The organism is Mesorhizobium sp. A556 (assembly GCF_054489545.1).
Map to the genome: position 1 here is coordinate 641,252 of NZ_JBTMXA010000001.1, position 14,864 is coordinate 656,115.

Here is a 14,864-nt window from a genome sequence, read left to right on the forward strand (position 1 = left end):
GTTCAGTGCGCGAAAACCTGTTCAAGCGAACGAAATCCCTTGAACTCCAATGCGTTGCCGGAAGGGTCGCGGATGAATAGCGTGGCCTGTTCGCCCGGTTCTCCCTTGAAACGCACCATCGGCCGCTCCAGCCAGTCGATGTCGGCGCGCGCTTCAAGGCGCTCAGCCAGTTTTTGCCACGCGTCCATCAACAGAACCGCTCCGAAATGGGGGATCGGCACCGCTACGCCGTCGACCTTGCCATCCTTGGCGGCGGCGACCGCTTGCGGCCGCAGATGGGCGGACATTTGATGCCCGAACAGGTCGAAATCCACCCAGGTCTGCGACGAGCGACCGATCGCACAGCCAAGCACATCGCCGTAGAAGGCGCGGGTCTGATCGAGATCGGTAACGGGAAAAGCAAGGTGGAAAGGCGTCATGGCGAGGTTTCCGACTGTTGTTTCTCAAACGGTTCATCGATGGCGGCAGCGGTCGGGCGGCAACGTTCTGCTTATCTCCCATTGCACAAGCCGGGCCGGAACAATAGATGGTGCGCAGGGCTTCATGCGCCGAAAATAGCAGGATTACGCCTATGACCAATACGCTGGATGCAGCGAAACTGACGGATCGCGTTTCGGCGTTGGTGGACGCGGCCAAGCGTGCCGGCGCCGACGCCGCCGATGCGGTTGCGGTGCTCGGCCGCTCGACGGGGGTTACTGTACGCCTTGGCAAGGTCGAGGCCACCGAAAGTTCCGAGAGCGAGGATGTGTCGCTTCGCGTATTCGTCGGGCAACGCGTCGCAAGCGTTTCGGCAACGGCGACGTCCGATCCGAAGACGCTGGCCGAGCGAGCCGTTGCGATGGCTCGGGTTTCGCCCGAAGATGCCTATCAGGGTCTTGCCGACCCGGCGCTTCTGGTCAGGCAACCGCGCGATCTCGACCTGTTCGACGGCACGGAAGTGTCGGCGCAACGATTGAAGGACGATGCGCTTGCCGCCGAGGAAGCGGCACTTGCCATCAAAGGCGTCACCAATTCGGGCGGAAGCGGCGCGAGCGCCGGTCTTGGCGGCCTGGTGCTTGCCACCTCGCACGGCTTTGTCGGCCAGTATGTCGCATCGCGCTTCTCGCGTTCCGCCAGCGTGATTGCGGGCGAGGGTACCGGCATGGAACGCGACTACGATTATTCTTCGCACCAGCATTTTACCGATCTGGAAGCGCCTGAACTCATTGGCCGCAAGGCCGGCGAACGGGCCGTGCGGCGCCTGGGAGCGCGCAAGGCGGCGACCGGTCCGGTCGATGTCGTCTTCGACCCCCGCGTGGCTCGCGGCATTGCCGGCCATCTGGCAGGCGCGATCAACGGCGCATCCGTCGCGCGAAAGACCAGCTTTTTGCGTGATATGATGGGCAAGCAGGTCACGGCGGCGGCAATCACAGTCAGCGACGAGCCGCTGCGCAGGCGCGGCCAGGCATCGCGGCCCTTTGACGGCGAGGGCGTCGAGGGCGAAAAGCTCCTCATGGTGGAAAAGGGCGTCCTGAACCATTGGTTCCTGTCCACGTCGGCGGCACGGGAACTCGGCCTGACAACCAATGGGCGCGGTTCGCGCGGTGGATCGTCGGTGTCCCCGTCCTCGACGAATTTTGCCATCGAAGCCGGCGACAAGACGCCGGAGGAATTGATCGGATCGCTCAAATCCGGTTTCTATGTAACCGAGGTGTTCGGACAGGGCGTCAACATGATTACCGGCGAATACAGCCGTGGCGCATCCGGATTCTGGATCGAGAACGGCGCGCTTGCCTATCCCGTCTCCGAAGTGACCATCGCCTCCAACCTGAAGACGATGTTCCTTGGCATGGTTGCCGCCAATGACCTCGACCGTGGCTTTGGAACCGCCTCGCCGACGCTTCTTGTCGAAGGAATGACCCTTGCGGGCAGTTGAAGAAGGCAGTCTGCCCGACGCCGCAGAGGATCTCGCGCTGCTTCTGGATGCCGCGCGTCAGGCGGGCACTATCGCCATGGGCTATTTTGGCAAAAGCCCGGAAGTGTGGATGAAGGGTGGTACGTCTCCCGTAAGTGAAGCGGACTACGCAGCCGACAAATATTTGCGCGAAACCCTGCTTGCGGCACGCCCGGACTATGGATGGCTGTCGGAAGAAACAGTGGACGACCTCACCCGGCTTTCCGCGCCCCGCACATTTGTTGTCGATCCCATCGATGGCACGCGGGGCTTCCTGCAGGGCCTCGATACATGGTGCGTCAGCGTTGCCGTCGTCGAGCGGGGCAAGTCGCTTGCGGGCGTGCTGGAGTGCCCGGCCAAACGCGAAACCTACCGGGCGGTACGGGGAGAGGGCGCGTTCCTCAACGACCGTCCCATCCGTGTCAATCGGCCCGGCCAAATGTTGAAAATGGCCGGCCCCAAGGCGATGATCGACCTTCTTTCGCCGGGTTGGCAGGAACGGCTGACGCGGATACCGCATATCCCATCGCTTGCCTATCGGCTGGCCATGGTCGCCAGCGGCACGCTGGATGCAACCTTTGTCAAGCCGAACGCTCACGATTGGGACATTGCCGCTGCCGACCTTATCTTGCGAGAAGCGGGCGGCGAACTGATCGGTCGGGACGGCCAGGCGCCCAATTATGGCGGCGAAGCGATCCGCCACGGTGCGCTTGCCGCAGGCAGCGGCGAACTGTTTGCCGCTCTCGCCGATATAGTCGCGACGCTTGACCGCTAGGAAGCGGTTTTCAAGGCGTCTGCTTTGCTCTAGACACAGCGCTAATCACGGAGCGTGAAGGACCCGACATGGCTGGCAATGGCGAAAAGAAGCAGTTGCTTCATCTGGTTTTCGGCGGAGAGCTGACAAATGTGGGCGGAACTGAATTCCGCGACCTCCATGCGCTCGACATCGTCGGTATCTACCCGGACTATGACACGGCGCAGACGGCATGGAGGGCAAAGGCCCAGGCCAGCGTGGATGATGCCCATATGCGCTATTTCGTCGTTCACCTGCACCGGCTTCTTGATCCCGACGGCAAGGCCGACGCGTGACGACGGACCAGTGCATATCGGAAGTGCGAGCGGCTACGCCCCCATCTGACAAGAAGCGCGGCGGAAAGGCGAAAGGGCTGTGGCGCAAGATACGCCAGCCCTTGGCGAAATCGCGGTTCGTCAAAGGTGCCATCGCCAGCCTTTTCGCGACCGGCCTGCGGTTCGTGCGCCTGACCAACCCGCTGGTCGAAGGCTCGGCGAAAATCCTTGGTGATTCGTATTCCGATATCGAGCCGGTGATCGTTGCCCTCTGGCATGGCCAGCATCTGCTGGCTCCAGCTTTCTACCCGCGTGGAAGCGGCCTGGCCGCAATGGTATCGCGTAGCGCCGATGCGGAACTCAATGCGGGGGTACTCGCAAAATTCGGTATCGAGAGCGTTCGCGGGTCAGGCGGGCGCGAGGCCGCGCACAATACCGACAAGGGCGGCGCAAAGGCCCTGATCGCCTTGAAAAAGACCCTGAAGGCAGGCACCAATGTGTGCATGATCGCCGACATCCCACACGGTACGCCCCGCGATTCCGGCATGGGCATCATCCTGCTGGCGAAATTGTCCGGTCGGCCCATACTGCCGGTTGCCTTCACCACCAGCCGCCGCAAGGTGCTGGAGAAAAGCTGGGACAAGACCACGATAAACCTGCCTTTCGGACATGGGTCGACAGTGGTCGGTGCGCCCGTCTTCGTTCCTTCGGACGCCGACGACGCCGAAATGGAGCGCAAGCGGCAGGAACTCACCATCGCCCTCAACGCGGCGACGGCGGAAGCCTATCGCCTGGTGGATGACCGGCGATGAGCGAGCGCTGGGCGCGCACCGTATTGATGCTGTACCGCTGCGCCGGTGCCGCCGCCTATCCGGTCATGGGATCCTATGTGGCGTGGCGCGCGGCCAGGGGCAAGGAAGAGCGCAGCCGCAGCCGCGAGCGCTATGGCATCACCACGCGCGAGCGGCCGCAAGGCCCGCTCATCTGGGTTCACGCCGCAAGCGTGGGCGAAACCATCGCCGTGGTGCGGCTGGTGGAGAGCATTCTCGACTACGGCATCCATATCGTTCTCACCACCGGCACGGTGACATCCGCCAAGGTTGCCGAAGAACGGCTTGGCCAGAGGATCATTCACCAATATGTTCCGCTCGACCTGAAACCGGCCGTCAGCCGCTTCCTGAATCACTGGCGGCCCGACCTCGCGATTATCGCCGAGTCGGAAATCTGGCCGATGACCATTCTGGAACTGGGTGCCCGCCATGTGCCGCAGGTACTCGTCAATGGCCGGCTTTCCGACCGTTCCTTCGCCTCCTGGAAGAAGCGCGCCAATATCGCGGCGGCGCTGTTCGAAAACCTCGCCCATGTCGTTGCCCAATCCGAGATCGACAGCGAACGTTTCAAGGAACTGGGCGCGAGGCCGGTAACGGTTTCGGGAAATCTCAAGGTCGATACCAGCCCGCCGCCAGTCGATGACAAGGCGCTGCACGCGCTGAAGCATCAGATCGCTGCGCGCCCGACCTGGGCTGCCGTGTCGACGCATGAGGGCGAGGAAATCGTGGCGGCCGAGGTCCACGTGACCCTGGCAGCGCGCCATCCGGGATTGCTGACGATCATCGTGCCGCGTCATCCCGACCGGGCGCAGGCGCTTGGCGAGCAATTTGCCGGGATGGGGTTGAAGGTGGCGCGGCGTAGTGCCGGCGACAAGATCACGCCCGACATCGATATTCTGCTCGGCGATACGATAGGCGAAATGGGCCTTTACCTTCGGCTCACGGAGATCGCCTTTGTCGGCCGGTCGCTTACCTCCGAGGGTGGGCAGAACCCACTTGAACCGGCAATGCTCGACACCGCCGTTCTTGCCGGCCGCAACGTCCAGAATTTCCGCGATTCCTATCAGCGCCTGATCGATAAGGGCGGCGCCAAGCTGGTGCGCGACCGGGCCATGCTGGCGGGGGCCGTCAATTTCCTGCTGACCAACGAGGGCGCGCGCCATGACATGATGGCGGCTGGTGCGGCGGCGGTCGAGGAAATGCGCGGTGCGCTCGCCTGTACGCTAAAATCGCTCGAGCCGTTTATCCAGCCTCTCGTTTTGAAGGCGCGCCTGAAGGGCGCGAACGGCAGGTAGGCGTGGTTTCGGAAGCCCCTCCGTTCTGGTGGGAAAAGCCCGACTGGCGTGCGCGCGCATTGTGGCCGCTTTCGATGCTGTACGGGGCGGTTGCCGGCCACCGCATGAAAGCGGGCCCCCGCGAAAAAATTGGCGCGCCGGTGCTGTGCGTCGGCAATCTGACGGTTGGCGGCACTGGCAAGACGCCTGTGGCGATTGCGTTGGCGAAACGCGCACGTCGCATGAACCTCAAGCCGGGCTTTCTGTCACGCGGTCATGGCGGCAGCTTTGGCGAGCCGCACATCGTGGACGCGGCACATGACAGCGCCAGGCATGTCGGCGACGAACCGCTGCTGCTTGCAGCCCATGCGCCGGTCGCCGTCACGCCCAACAGGGCGGCGGGGGCTCGCCTGCTTCTGGAAAAGCAGGGTTGCGATTTCCTCATCATGGACGACGGCTTCCAGAGCGCGCGGATCCATATCGACTATGCGCTGGTGGTGGTCGACGCCCGCTACGGCCTGGGCAACGGGCATGTCATCCCTGGCGGGCCATTGCGGGCCAGCGTTTCGAACCAGCTTCTGTTCACCGATGCGGTTCTGAAAATGGGGGACGGGCAAGCGGCCGATGCGCTGGTGCGCCGGGCGGCGCGTGGCGGGAAGCCCATTTTCGAGGCTCGCACCAGACCGCTTGGCAAGAAGGCATTTGCCGGAAAAAGGCTGCTCGCTTTTGCCGGCATTGGCCATCCGGAAAAATTCTTCGCTACCCTAGCGGAAGCCGGCGGTATCGTTGAACAGACGCGCTTCTTCCCGGACCACCATTTCTATCTCGAGGATGAACTGGCGGATCTGGAGGCGGAAGCGAAAAAGACCGGTCTCGAACTTGTCACGACGGCAAAGGATGCCGTGCGCCTGCATCACGACGCCCCGCAGGGTTTTATCGATCAACTCGCGGTCATGGAGATCGAGACCGTGTTCGACCCGGAACAGGCGCCCGAAAGGATCATCGGCGAGACGCTCGATGCCTGGCAGCGCCGCCGGCTGGCGGGCTGAAGTCAGTGGCGGCTACGCAATTCCGGGTGGCTGGCTAGCTCTCGCTCAAGTGCTGCTGTCGCGGTAGCATAGGGTTCCTGCCGCGCCACGCTCCAGTATTTCAGCTCGTCAAGCGGGATGGATTCACCGGTTACCGCGCAGCGGACGAACGCGCCGGCGCTGATGACCTGGAAATCGCCATCGAGATAGCGGACGCGGGCTTCCTTGCTGCCGGGGCCTTCGAAACGGTTCATCATTGTGCCATACCTGACGTTATCGGTGTGTCATCACCATAAATCCATTCCAGGTCAAGCATCACGATTTTTGCGGCATGGCGATAATTGGCCTCGGGCTGGCAGCGTGGCGTCGAAGTCTTCCGCCCGGAATCGGGTGTCTGCCAAGCTGGAAAGGCGATAGCACCGAAGTCCTTGCGTAGGAGCGACCTGTGAACCCCACCCTGAGCGCCGAAAAAAAGCTTCCGATGGACATGGTCGCGTTCATTGCCATTTTCGTCACCGTGGTGGGCTGGGCCTCGTCGTTCCCGGCGATTCGCGCGGGGCTTCATGCTTTTGGCCCTATCGAACTGGGTTCGCTGCGTTTCACCATCGCTGCGGTGCCGGCAGCGGTCTTTCTGGCACTCAAGCGGCCGCCCATGCCCCGGCCCAGCGAATGGTGGCGCTTTGCCTGCGGCGGCATCGTCTTCGTCGCGCTCTATACCGTCATGCTCAATATCGGCGAGCAGACCGTGTCGGCCGGGGCCGCCAGCTTCATCATCAATGTCGCGCCGATCCTGACTGCCATCATGGCCATGCCGCTGCTTGGCGAGCGCTTTTCACTGCTTGCCTGGATAGGCACGTTCCTCTCCTTTGTCGGCATCGGCATCATTGCGCTTGGCGAAGGTCAGGGCCTGGTCTTCGATCACGGCGCGGTGCTGATTCTCGGCTCCGCCTTTTGCACGGCGGTCAATACGATCGTGCAGAAACCGCTTTTCGCGCGCCATCAGCCGCTGACCGTGGCCGCCGGCAATATGGTAATCGGGGCGCTCTGTCTTTCGCCGTTCCTGGCGAGCGGACTGGCGCAGGCTGCCGTCGCAAACACCGCCGACCTGGCGGCTGTGCTTTATCTGGGCATCGTGCCGAGCCTGATCGCCTATGCGACCTGGGCCATAGCCCTGTCCCGGCTGCCGGCCGGGCGCGCCTCGAACTTTCTCTACTGCGTGCCGCCGGTGGCGACGCTCATCGGTTTCGTCTGGTTGGGCGAGGTGCCGACGGCGCTGGGCATCGTTGGCGGCGTTCTGGCGCTGGGCGGCGTCGTGGTGGTCAATCTGAAGCGGTGAGCCGCTCTATCTTCTTGTTTGAGCATCGGATTTTCCGAAAACCGGTACCCACTTTTCGGTCCGATACTCTAACGCCGCCCGAACAGGCGCTCGATGTCCGCCAGCTTCAGTTCGATGTAGGTTGGACGGCCGTGGTTGCAGGTGCCGGACCCCGGCGTTGCTTCCATCTGGCGCAGCAGGGCGTTCATCTCATCGGGCTTGAGCAGGCGACCTGAGCGCACGGAACCGTGGCAGGCCATGGTCGAGGCGATGCGGTCCAGCCGCTCGGTCAGCGTATCCGTCGTGTCGTTGTCCGCGATTTCATCGGCAAGATCGCGGACCAGTTGCTGGACGTTGGTTTCGCCCAGCATCGACGGCGTTTCGCGCACGGCGACCGCTCCCGGACCGAAACGCTCAAGGCGAAGGCCGAACCGGGCCAGCGTTTCCGAATGCATGGCCAGCCGTTCGGCATCGTCTTCCGGCAGATCGACGATTTCCGGCAACAGCAACATCTGCGACGGCACGGGGCGGGCATAAAGCGCGTTTTTCAACGCCTCATAGACCAGTCGTTCATGCGCGGCATGTTGGTCGACGATAATCAGCGAATCGTTGGTTTGGGCCACGATATAGTTCTCGTGCACCTGCGCGCGGGCCGCACCCAACTCCCTGGAGAGCAAGGCTTCCGCCGGCTCGCTCAAGCCGGCGCGGCTATCCGCGCTGAAGGCAGACTGGAGGTTTTCTCCAAACCCCGCCACGAGGGGGCGGTGCGGCGAAGTGGAAAGATCGAAGCCCGAAAAGCTGGATGCCCTGTGCGCTGCGTCATAGCTGCGATGGTCGGCAGCGGCGGCTGGATGCGCGTAAGGTGCCGCACCCTGCCGAAACGCGGCCATCATGCCGGCAGCGCCCGTCGTGGCGGCGCGGATGCCTGCCCCTTCAAGCGCTTGCCGGATAGATCCCACGATCAGCCCGCGAACCAGTCCGGGATCGCGGAAACGCACATCCGCCTTGGCGGGGTGGACATTGACGTCGACCGTCCCCGGATCAAGGGTCAGGAACAGGACCGTCACCGCGTTTCGGTCGCGCGGCAACACGTCCGCAAACGCGCCACGAATGGCGCCCGCGATCAGCTTGTCGCGTACTGGGCGGCCGTTGACATAGGCATATTGCTGCAAGGCGTTGGCGCGACTGAAGGAGGGAATGGAGACGTAGCCGGTCAGCCGGACACCCTCGCGCATCGCATCGATGAGAAGTGAATTTTCGGGAAAGTCCTTGCCCATCACCTGCGCGATGCGCCGCAATTGACCCTCCGGCGTGTCGTTGGTCGCCGGCAGTTCGAGCGTCGAACGGTCCGGTCCGGCCAGCGTGAAGCGCACCGAAGGGAAGGCGATGGCAATGCGCTTGACCACGTCTGCGGTGGCGGTGCTTTCGGCACGCTCGCCCTTCATGAATTTCAGCCGGGCCGGGGTGGCGAAGAAAAGGTCGCGCACCTCCACCGTGGTGCCCCGGTTGGCTGCGGCCGGCCGGATCGGCAGGATATGGCCGCCTTCGATGCCGATTTCGGCGGCATTCTCGCTTGATGCCGTCCGCGACCGGATGGACAGCTTTGCGATCGACCCGATCGACGGCAGCGCCTCGCCACGAAAGCCCAGCGAGCGGATATCGTGGATGTCGTTTGAAAGTTTGGAGGTGCAGTGACGGGCAATTGCCAGCGCCAGTTCGCCCTGCGAAATACCCGCGCCGTCGTCGGTAACGCGGATGAGCGACAGGCCGCCGCCGGCGGTGGCGATGTCGACCCGGCTGGCGCCTGCGTCCAGCGCGTTCTCGACCAGTTCCTTGACGACGCTGGCAGGTCTTTCAATGACCTCGCCGGCCGCGATCTGGTTGATCATCGTTTCGGAAAGCTGGTGAATTGGCATAAGTGGATTATAGGCAGATTCGCCCGGAGACGATACAAGCCACATATTTCTGGTGGCCGAACTTATGCCAATCCCCGCGCGACAGGCAGACATCGGGCTTGCATCGTTTTACGGTGGATTTTTCGCTGGAGCAGCGCAACAGTTTCCAGACCAAAAGGGCGGCCATGACCACGACATTTCTTTCCCATCTTGAAAGCGAACTGGACGGCTTGAAAGCGGCTGGCCTCTATAAGGCGGAGCGCGTGATTACTTCCACGCAAAGCGCCGAGATCGAAGTCGGCGGCGACAAGGTGCTGAACTTCTGCGCCAATAATTATCTCGGCCTTGCCGACAATGCGGAACTGCGCAACGCGGCGAAAAAGGCGCTCGACCGCTATGGCTACGGCATGGCCTCCGTGCGCTTCATCTGCGGTACGCAAGAAGAACACAAGCAGTTGGAGGCGCGGATTTCCAGCTTCCTCGGCCTGGAAGACACAATCCTCTACGGCTCGTGCTTCGACGCCAATGGCGGCCTGTTCGAAACGCTGCTCGGGGAAGAGGACGCGGTCATCTCCGACGCGCTCAACCACGCCTCGATCATCGATGGCGTGCGGCTTTCGAAGGCAAAGCGTTTTCGCTATGCAAACAACGACATGGCTGCGCTGGAAGAAGAGTTGAAGAAGGCCGATGGAAGCCGCTTCAAGCTTATCGCCACGGATGGCGTGTTCTCCATGGACGGCATCATCGCCGATCTGGGTGGTGTCTGCGACCTTGCCGAAAAATACGGCGCCATGGTGATGGTGGACGACAGCCATGCGGTCGGCTTTGTCGGCAAGCACGGGCGCGGTTCGGCCGAGCATTGCGGTGTCGAGGGCAGGGTGGACATCATTACCGGTACGCTCGGCAAGGCTCTCGGCGGCGCTTCCGGCGGCTACACGTCGGGCAAGCGACCGGTCGTCGACTGGCTGCGTCAGCGTTCGCGCCCGTATTTGTTTTCAAATACGCTGATGCCGGCGATTGCCGCCGCTTCGCTCCAGGTATTCGACATCATCGACAATGGCGATGCGCTTCGCCGCCATCTCTATGCCAATGCGAAGCAGTTTCGCGACGGCATGACCAAGCTTGGTTTCACGCTGGCTGGAGCCGATCACCCGATCATTCCCGTCATGCTGGGCGATGCGGCGCTGGCGCAGGAAATGGCGTCGCGGATGTTGAAGCGCGGCATCTACGTTATCGGCTTTGCTTTCCCGGTCGTGCCGAAAGGCCAGGCGCGCATTCGCACGCAGATGTCCGCCGCGCACTCGACGGTCGACATCGACCGCGCGGTGGAAGCGTTCGGCGAAGTCGGCCGTGAACTGGGGGTGATCTGATGTCGAACATGATGCGCGCGCTCGTCAAGGCCAAGGCCGAGCCGGGCATATGGATGGAACAGGTGCCGATCCCGGAAATCGGCCCCAACGATGTGCTGATCAAGATCAAGAAGACCGCGATCTGCGGCACTGATGTCCATATCTACAATTGGGACCAGTGGGCGCAAAAGACCGTGCCCGTGCCGATGGTGACCGGTCATGAATTCGTCGGCACGGTCGCGGATTTCGGCGCGGCGGTGACTGAATACAAGGTCGGCCAGCGGGTTTCGGGCGAAGGGCATATCGTTTGCGGCCATTGCCGCAACTGCCGGGCGGGAAGGGGGCATCTGTGCCGCAATACGCTTGGCGTCGGCGTCAACCGGCCCGGCGCGTTCGGCGAATATCTATCCATTCCCCAGCACAATGTGGTGCCGATCCCGGACGACGTGCCGGACGAGATCGCCGCGATTTTCGATCCGCTCGGCAATGCGGTTCACACCGCTTTGTCGTTCGACCTTGTCGGCGAGGACGTGCTGGTGACGGGTGCCGGACCGATCGGCATCATGGGCGCGCTGGTGGCGCAATGCGTCGGCGCGCGCAAGGTGGTCATCACCGACATCAATCCGGTGCGGCTGGCGCTGGCAAAAAAGCTTGGCATCCAGCATGTGGTGGATGCATCCAAGGAAAAGCTCCGCGAAATCATGCCCAGCCTCGGCATGACGGAAGGGTTCGACGTCGGCCTCGAAATGTCGGGTGCCGCACCCGCCTTCCGCGACATGATCGACGCCATGAACAATGGCGGCAAGATCGCCATACTTGGCATCGCGCCGACCGGATTCGAGATCGACTGGAACAAGGTCATCTTCAAGATGCTGACATTGAAGGGCATCTACGGCCGCGAGATGTTCGAAACCTGGTACAAGATGATTGCGTTGGTGCAGGGGCCGCTTGACGTAAGCGGTCTGATAACGCACCGCATCGGCATCGATGACTACATTTCAGGCTTCGAGGCGATGAAGAGCGGCAGTTCCGGAAAAGTGGTGTTGGATTGGTGAGGGCCCGCCCTTGATAGGATGCGCGGTTTGATGCACACGGCATGCCGATGACCCAGACCTTGCCCGAGTTCCCTCATCCGCTCGACCATCTCGTGCTGCCGACGGCGGACCTTGCGGTCGCCCGCACGCGGCTGACAGCACTTGGCTTTACCGTTGCGCCGCGCGGCATCCACCCCTTCGGAACCGAAAATTGCTGCGTCTATTTTTCGGGCGGGACTTTTATGGAGCCTCTCGCGGTCGGCGATGCGAACGCGGCGAGGAAGGCGATTGGCGAAGGCAACGTCTTCGTGGCACGGGATCGCACCTATCGTGATTGCCTGGGCGATGAAGGTTTTTCGGCCGTGGTGTTCGGCACGGCTAATGCCGACGCCGACCATGCACGTTACGTCGCGGCGGGCGTTTCGGCCGGCGACCGGCTCGATTTCTCACGCCCGTTCGTCGATACGTCCGGGAAAAGCGACATGGCATCTTTCCGGCTGGCATTCGCCACCGCCAAGGCTGCGCCCGAATCCTTCCTGTTCTCCTGCGAGCGGGTCAACGCGCCGAATGTGGATCGTTCCGCGCTTCAAGCCCATGCCAACGGCGTCAGCGGCATCGCCGAGATTGTGGCGGTCAGCCTCGATCCTGCCGGGCAACGCGACCTGCTGCGCATAGCCGCCGGCGCCGATGACGGGGTTCCCGGAAATACGCTGGACCTGCCCAACGCGACGCTCACCGTGCTTGATGGTGACGCTTTCGAGAAACGCTTCGGTGTTGCGCCCAATGCGGCTTCCAATTTGCGCTTCGCGGCGGTCGTATTTTCCGTCGACAGCCTGAAAGCCGTCGGCGAACTGCTTGCGGCCAACCCTGTCGCGCACCATTTGCGCGGTGACGCCATCGTCGTTTCGCCAGTGCCAGGACAGGGCGCAATTTTCGTTTTCAGAGAGATCGCATGACCAAGCCAAACGCATCCGTGACAGCCGGCAAGGTTGTTTTCGACAATCATGGGCCATTGTCGCTGATCGCCGGTCCGTGCCAGCTGGAATCGCGGCAGCACGCCTTCGACATGGCTGGCGCGCTGAAGGAGATGTGCACGAAGCTTGGCATCGGCCTCGTCTACAAGAGCAGTTACGACAAGGCCAACCGTACGTCGCTTGGCGGCACACGTGGAGCCGGGCTCGATGCCGCGTTGCCGGTGTTCGACGATTTGCGCCGGGAGTTCTCGCTGCCGGTTTTGACCGACGTTCACACTGAAGAGCAATGCGCCATCGTCGCGCCGCATGTCGACATCCTGCAAATCCCGGCCTTCCTGTCGCGTCAGACCGATCTTTTGATCGCGGCGGCGAAGACCGGCAAGATCGTCAACGTCAAGAAGGGCCAGTTCCTGGCGCCCTGGGACATGAAAAACGTCGTGGCCAAGGTCATCGGTTCCGGCAACGCCAATGTGCTGGTCACCGAGCGCGGCGCTTCCTTCGGCTACAATACGCTGGTTTCCGACATGCGCTCCTTGCCGATCATGGCCGAGATGGGCGCGCCGGTCATTTTTGATGCCACCCATTCCGTGCAGCAGCCGGGCGGGCAGGGCGGTTCGACGGGCGGCGAGCGCCGCTTTGTCGAAACGCTGGCGCGCGCGGCGGTCGCTGTCGGTGTCGCCGGCGTCTTCATCGAAACGCATCAGGACCCCGACAACGCGCCCTCCGATGGCCCGAACATGGTGCCTCTGAAGGATTTGTCGGCGCTGCTTGAACGGCTGATGGCGTTCGACCGCATCGCCAAGGCGGCATAACTGGACGAGTTATCAAACAGCCTCTAAGACGTTCGCAAACTCCGATCTTATAAAATAGGGACGTATAATGACCGCCATCATCGATATCGTCGGCCGTGAAATCCTCGACAGCCGCGGCAATCCGACCGTCGAGGTCGATGTGTTCCTCGAAGACGGCTCGATGGGCCGCGCTGCCGTTCCTTCGGGCGCGTCCACCGGCGCGCACGAGGCGGTCGAGTTGCGCGACGGCGGCTCGCGCTATCTCGGCAAGGGCGTCGAGCGCGCGGTCGAGGCGGTCAATGGCGAATTGTTCGAGGCCATTGGCGGCATGGAAGCCGAAAACCAGATCCATATCGACCAGACTATGATCGAACTGGACGGGACGCCCAACAAGAGCCGGCTCGGCGCCAATGCGATCCTCGGTGTGTCGCTGGCGGTGGCCAAGGCTGCGGCGGACGCTGCCGCTCTGCCGCTCTACCGCTATGTCGGCGGGGCGAATTCGCATGTCCTGCCGGTGCCGATGATGAACATCATCAATGGCGGCATGCATGCCGACAACCCGATCGATTTCCAGGAATTCATGGTGCTTCCGGTCGGCGCTCCGTCTATCCGCGAGGCCGTACGCTGGGGCTCGGAAATTTTCCACACGTTGAAGAAGCGGTTGAAGGATGCCGGCCACAACACCAATGTCGGCGATGAGGGCGGCTTTGCGCCAAACCTGAAGAGCGCGCAGGCAGCACTCGATTTCATCATGGAATCCATCGAGCAGGCCGGGTTCAAGCCGGGCGAGGAAGTGGCGCTCGGCCTCGACTGCGCCGCGACCGAATTCTTCAAGGACGGCAATTATGTCTATGAAGGCGAGCGCAAGACGCGCGACCCGAAGACCCAGGCCAAATACCTGGCCAAGCTCGCCGCCGACTACCCGATCATCACGATCGAGGACGGCATGGCTGAGGACGACTGGGAAGGCTGGAAGCACCTCACCGACCTGTGCGGCAAGAAGGTTCAACTTGTCGGCGACGATCTGTTCGTCACCAATACGGCGCGCCTGAGGGACGGCATCCGCATGGGCGTCGCCAATTCCATCCTCGTCAAGGTCAACCAGATCGGCACGCTGAGCGAGACGCTCGATGCGGTCGAAACCGCGCACAAGGCCGGCTACACGGCAGTGATGTCGCATCGCTCCGGCGAGACGGAAGATTCCACCATTGCCGACCTCGCGGTCGCTACCAATTGCGGGCAGATCAAGACCGGTTCGCTGGCGCGCTCGGACCGCACCGCGAAATACAACCAGTTGATCCGCATCGAGCAGGAACTCGGCAAGCAGGCGCGCTATGCAGGCAAATCTATCCTCAAAGCATAGGCTTTGAAGC

At 62.5% G+C, this 14,864-nt stretch carries 15 protein-coding genes; 12 read left to right on the plus strand and 3 right to left on the minus strand.

Features of this window, described 5'->3' with window-relative positions:
• Positions 1–2: 2 nt before the first annotated feature.
• On the minus strand, positions 3–419 hold the full coding sequence (locus ACX3P0_RS03205; protein ID WP_459078310.1) for a VOC family protein: 417 nt from the start codon (positions 417–419) through the stop codon (positions 3–5).
• A 152-nt stretch (positions 420–571) separates the two neighbouring features.
• On the opposite strand from ACX3P0_RS03205, the gene ACX3P0_RS03210 reads away from it, so the two are divergent.
• The 6 genes from ACX3P0_RS03210 (at position 572) to lpxK (ending at position 6,154) form a co-directional block, all read left to right on the plus strand.
• The gene (locus ACX3P0_RS03210) at positions 572–1,915 is read left to right on the plus strand and encodes a TldD/PmbA family protein (protein ID WP_459086508.1); all 1,344 of its coding nucleotides are present in this window, start codon (positions 572–574) and stop codon (positions 1,913–1,915) included.
• The gene (locus ACX3P0_RS03215; RefSeq protein ID WP_459086510.1) at positions 1,902–2,708 is read left to right on the plus strand and encodes a 3'(2'),5'-bisphosphate nucleotidase CysQ; all 807 of its coding nucleotides are present in this window, start codon (positions 1,902–1,904) and stop codon (positions 2,706–2,708) included. The genes ACX3P0_RS03210 and ACX3P0_RS03215 overlap by 14 nt, the downstream gene beginning before the upstream one ends.
• 68 nt (positions 2,709–2,776) lie before the next feature.
• Positions 2,777–3,022 (plus strand): DUF4170 domain-containing protein, encoded by a 246-nt coding sequence (locus ACX3P0_RS03220; protein ID WP_459086512.1) that lies wholly within the window; start codon positions 2,777–2,779, stop codon positions 3,020–3,022.
• 14 nt (positions 3,023–3,036) lie between these two features.
• On the plus strand, positions 3,037–3,813 hold the full coding sequence (locus ACX3P0_RS03225; RefSeq protein ID WP_459086855.1) for a lysophospholipid acyltransferase family protein: 777 nt from the start codon (positions 3,037–3,039) through the stop codon (positions 3,811–3,813).
• Positions 3,810–5,126 (plus strand): lipid IV(A) 3-deoxy-D-manno-octulosonic acid transferase, encoded by a 1,317-nt coding sequence (gene waaA, locus ACX3P0_RS03230; RefSeq protein ID WP_459086514.1) that lies wholly within the window; start codon positions 3,810–3,812, stop codon positions 5,124–5,126. The genes ACX3P0_RS03225 and waaA overlap by 4 nt, the downstream gene beginning before the upstream one ends.
• A gap of 2 nt (positions 5,127–5,128) precedes the next feature.
• Complete coding sequence (lpxK, locus tag ACX3P0_RS03235) at positions 5,129–6,154, plus strand: tetraacyldisaccharide 4'-kinase (protein ID WP_459086516.1); 1,026 nt, start codon at positions 5,129–5,131, stop codon at positions 6,152–6,154.
• A 2-nt stretch (positions 6,155–6,156) separates the two neighbouring features.
• Here lpxK and ACX3P0_RS03240 read toward each other — a convergent pair whose 3' ends face one another.
• Complete coding sequence (locus ACX3P0_RS03240; protein ID WP_459078304.1) at positions 6,157–6,390, minus strand: DUF2093 domain-containing protein; 234 nt, start codon at positions 6,388–6,390, stop codon at positions 6,157–6,159.
• Between the two features lie 224 nt (positions 6,391–6,614).
• Between ACX3P0_RS03240 and ACX3P0_RS03245 the strand changes: the two genes are divergently transcribed.
• On the plus strand, positions 6,615–7,469 hold the full coding sequence (locus tag ACX3P0_RS03245) for a DMT family transporter (RefSeq protein WP_459086857.1): 855 nt from the start codon (positions 6,615–6,617) through the stop codon (positions 7,467–7,469).
• Positions 7,470–7,537: 68 nt separating this feature from the next.
• On the opposite strand, the gene mutL is transcribed toward ACX3P0_RS03245, so the two are convergent.
• Positions 7,538–9,364 carry a DNA mismatch repair endonuclease MutL gene (gene mutL / locus ACX3P0_RS03250; protein ID WP_459086518.1) on the minus strand — a complete coding sequence of 609 codons (1,827 nt, stop codon included), beginning with the start codon at positions 9,362–9,364 and terminating at the stop codon, positions 7,538–7,540.
• A 164-nt stretch (positions 9,365–9,528) separates the two neighbouring features.
• On the opposite strand from mutL, the gene ACX3P0_RS03255 reads away from it, so the two are divergent.
• From ACX3P0_RS03255 to eno, 5 genes are all read left to right on the plus strand, one after another.
• On the plus strand, positions 9,529–10,713 hold the full coding sequence (locus ACX3P0_RS03255; protein ID WP_459086858.1) for a glycine C-acetyltransferase: 1,185 nt from the start codon (positions 9,529–9,531) through the stop codon (positions 10,711–10,713).
• Positions 10,713–11,747, plus strand: coding sequence for an L-threonine 3-dehydrogenase (gene tdh / locus ACX3P0_RS03260; protein ID WP_459086520.1), 1,035 nt, complete (start codon positions 10,713–10,715; stop codon positions 11,745–11,747). Before ACX3P0_RS03255 ends, tdh begins: the two co-directional genes overlap by 1 nt.
• Before the next feature lie 47 nt (positions 11,748–11,794).
• The gene (locus tag ACX3P0_RS03265) at positions 11,795–12,682 is read left to right on the plus strand and encodes a VOC family protein (protein ID WP_459086522.1); all 888 of its coding nucleotides are present in this window, start codon (positions 11,795–11,797) and stop codon (positions 12,680–12,682) included.
• Positions 12,679–13,512, plus strand: coding sequence for a 3-deoxy-8-phosphooctulonate synthase (kdsA, locus tag ACX3P0_RS03270; protein ID WP_459086524.1), 834 nt, complete (start codon positions 12,679–12,681; stop codon positions 13,510–13,512). Before ACX3P0_RS03265 ends, kdsA begins: the two co-directional genes overlap by 4 nt.
• A 67-nt stretch (positions 13,513–13,579) precedes the next feature.
• The gene (gene eno / locus ACX3P0_RS03275; protein ID WP_459086526.1) at positions 13,580–14,854 is read left to right on the plus strand and encodes a phosphopyruvate hydratase; all 1,275 of its coding nucleotides are present in this window, start codon (positions 13,580–13,582) and stop codon (positions 14,852–14,854) included.
• Positions 14,855–14,864 lie beyond the last annotated feature (10 nt).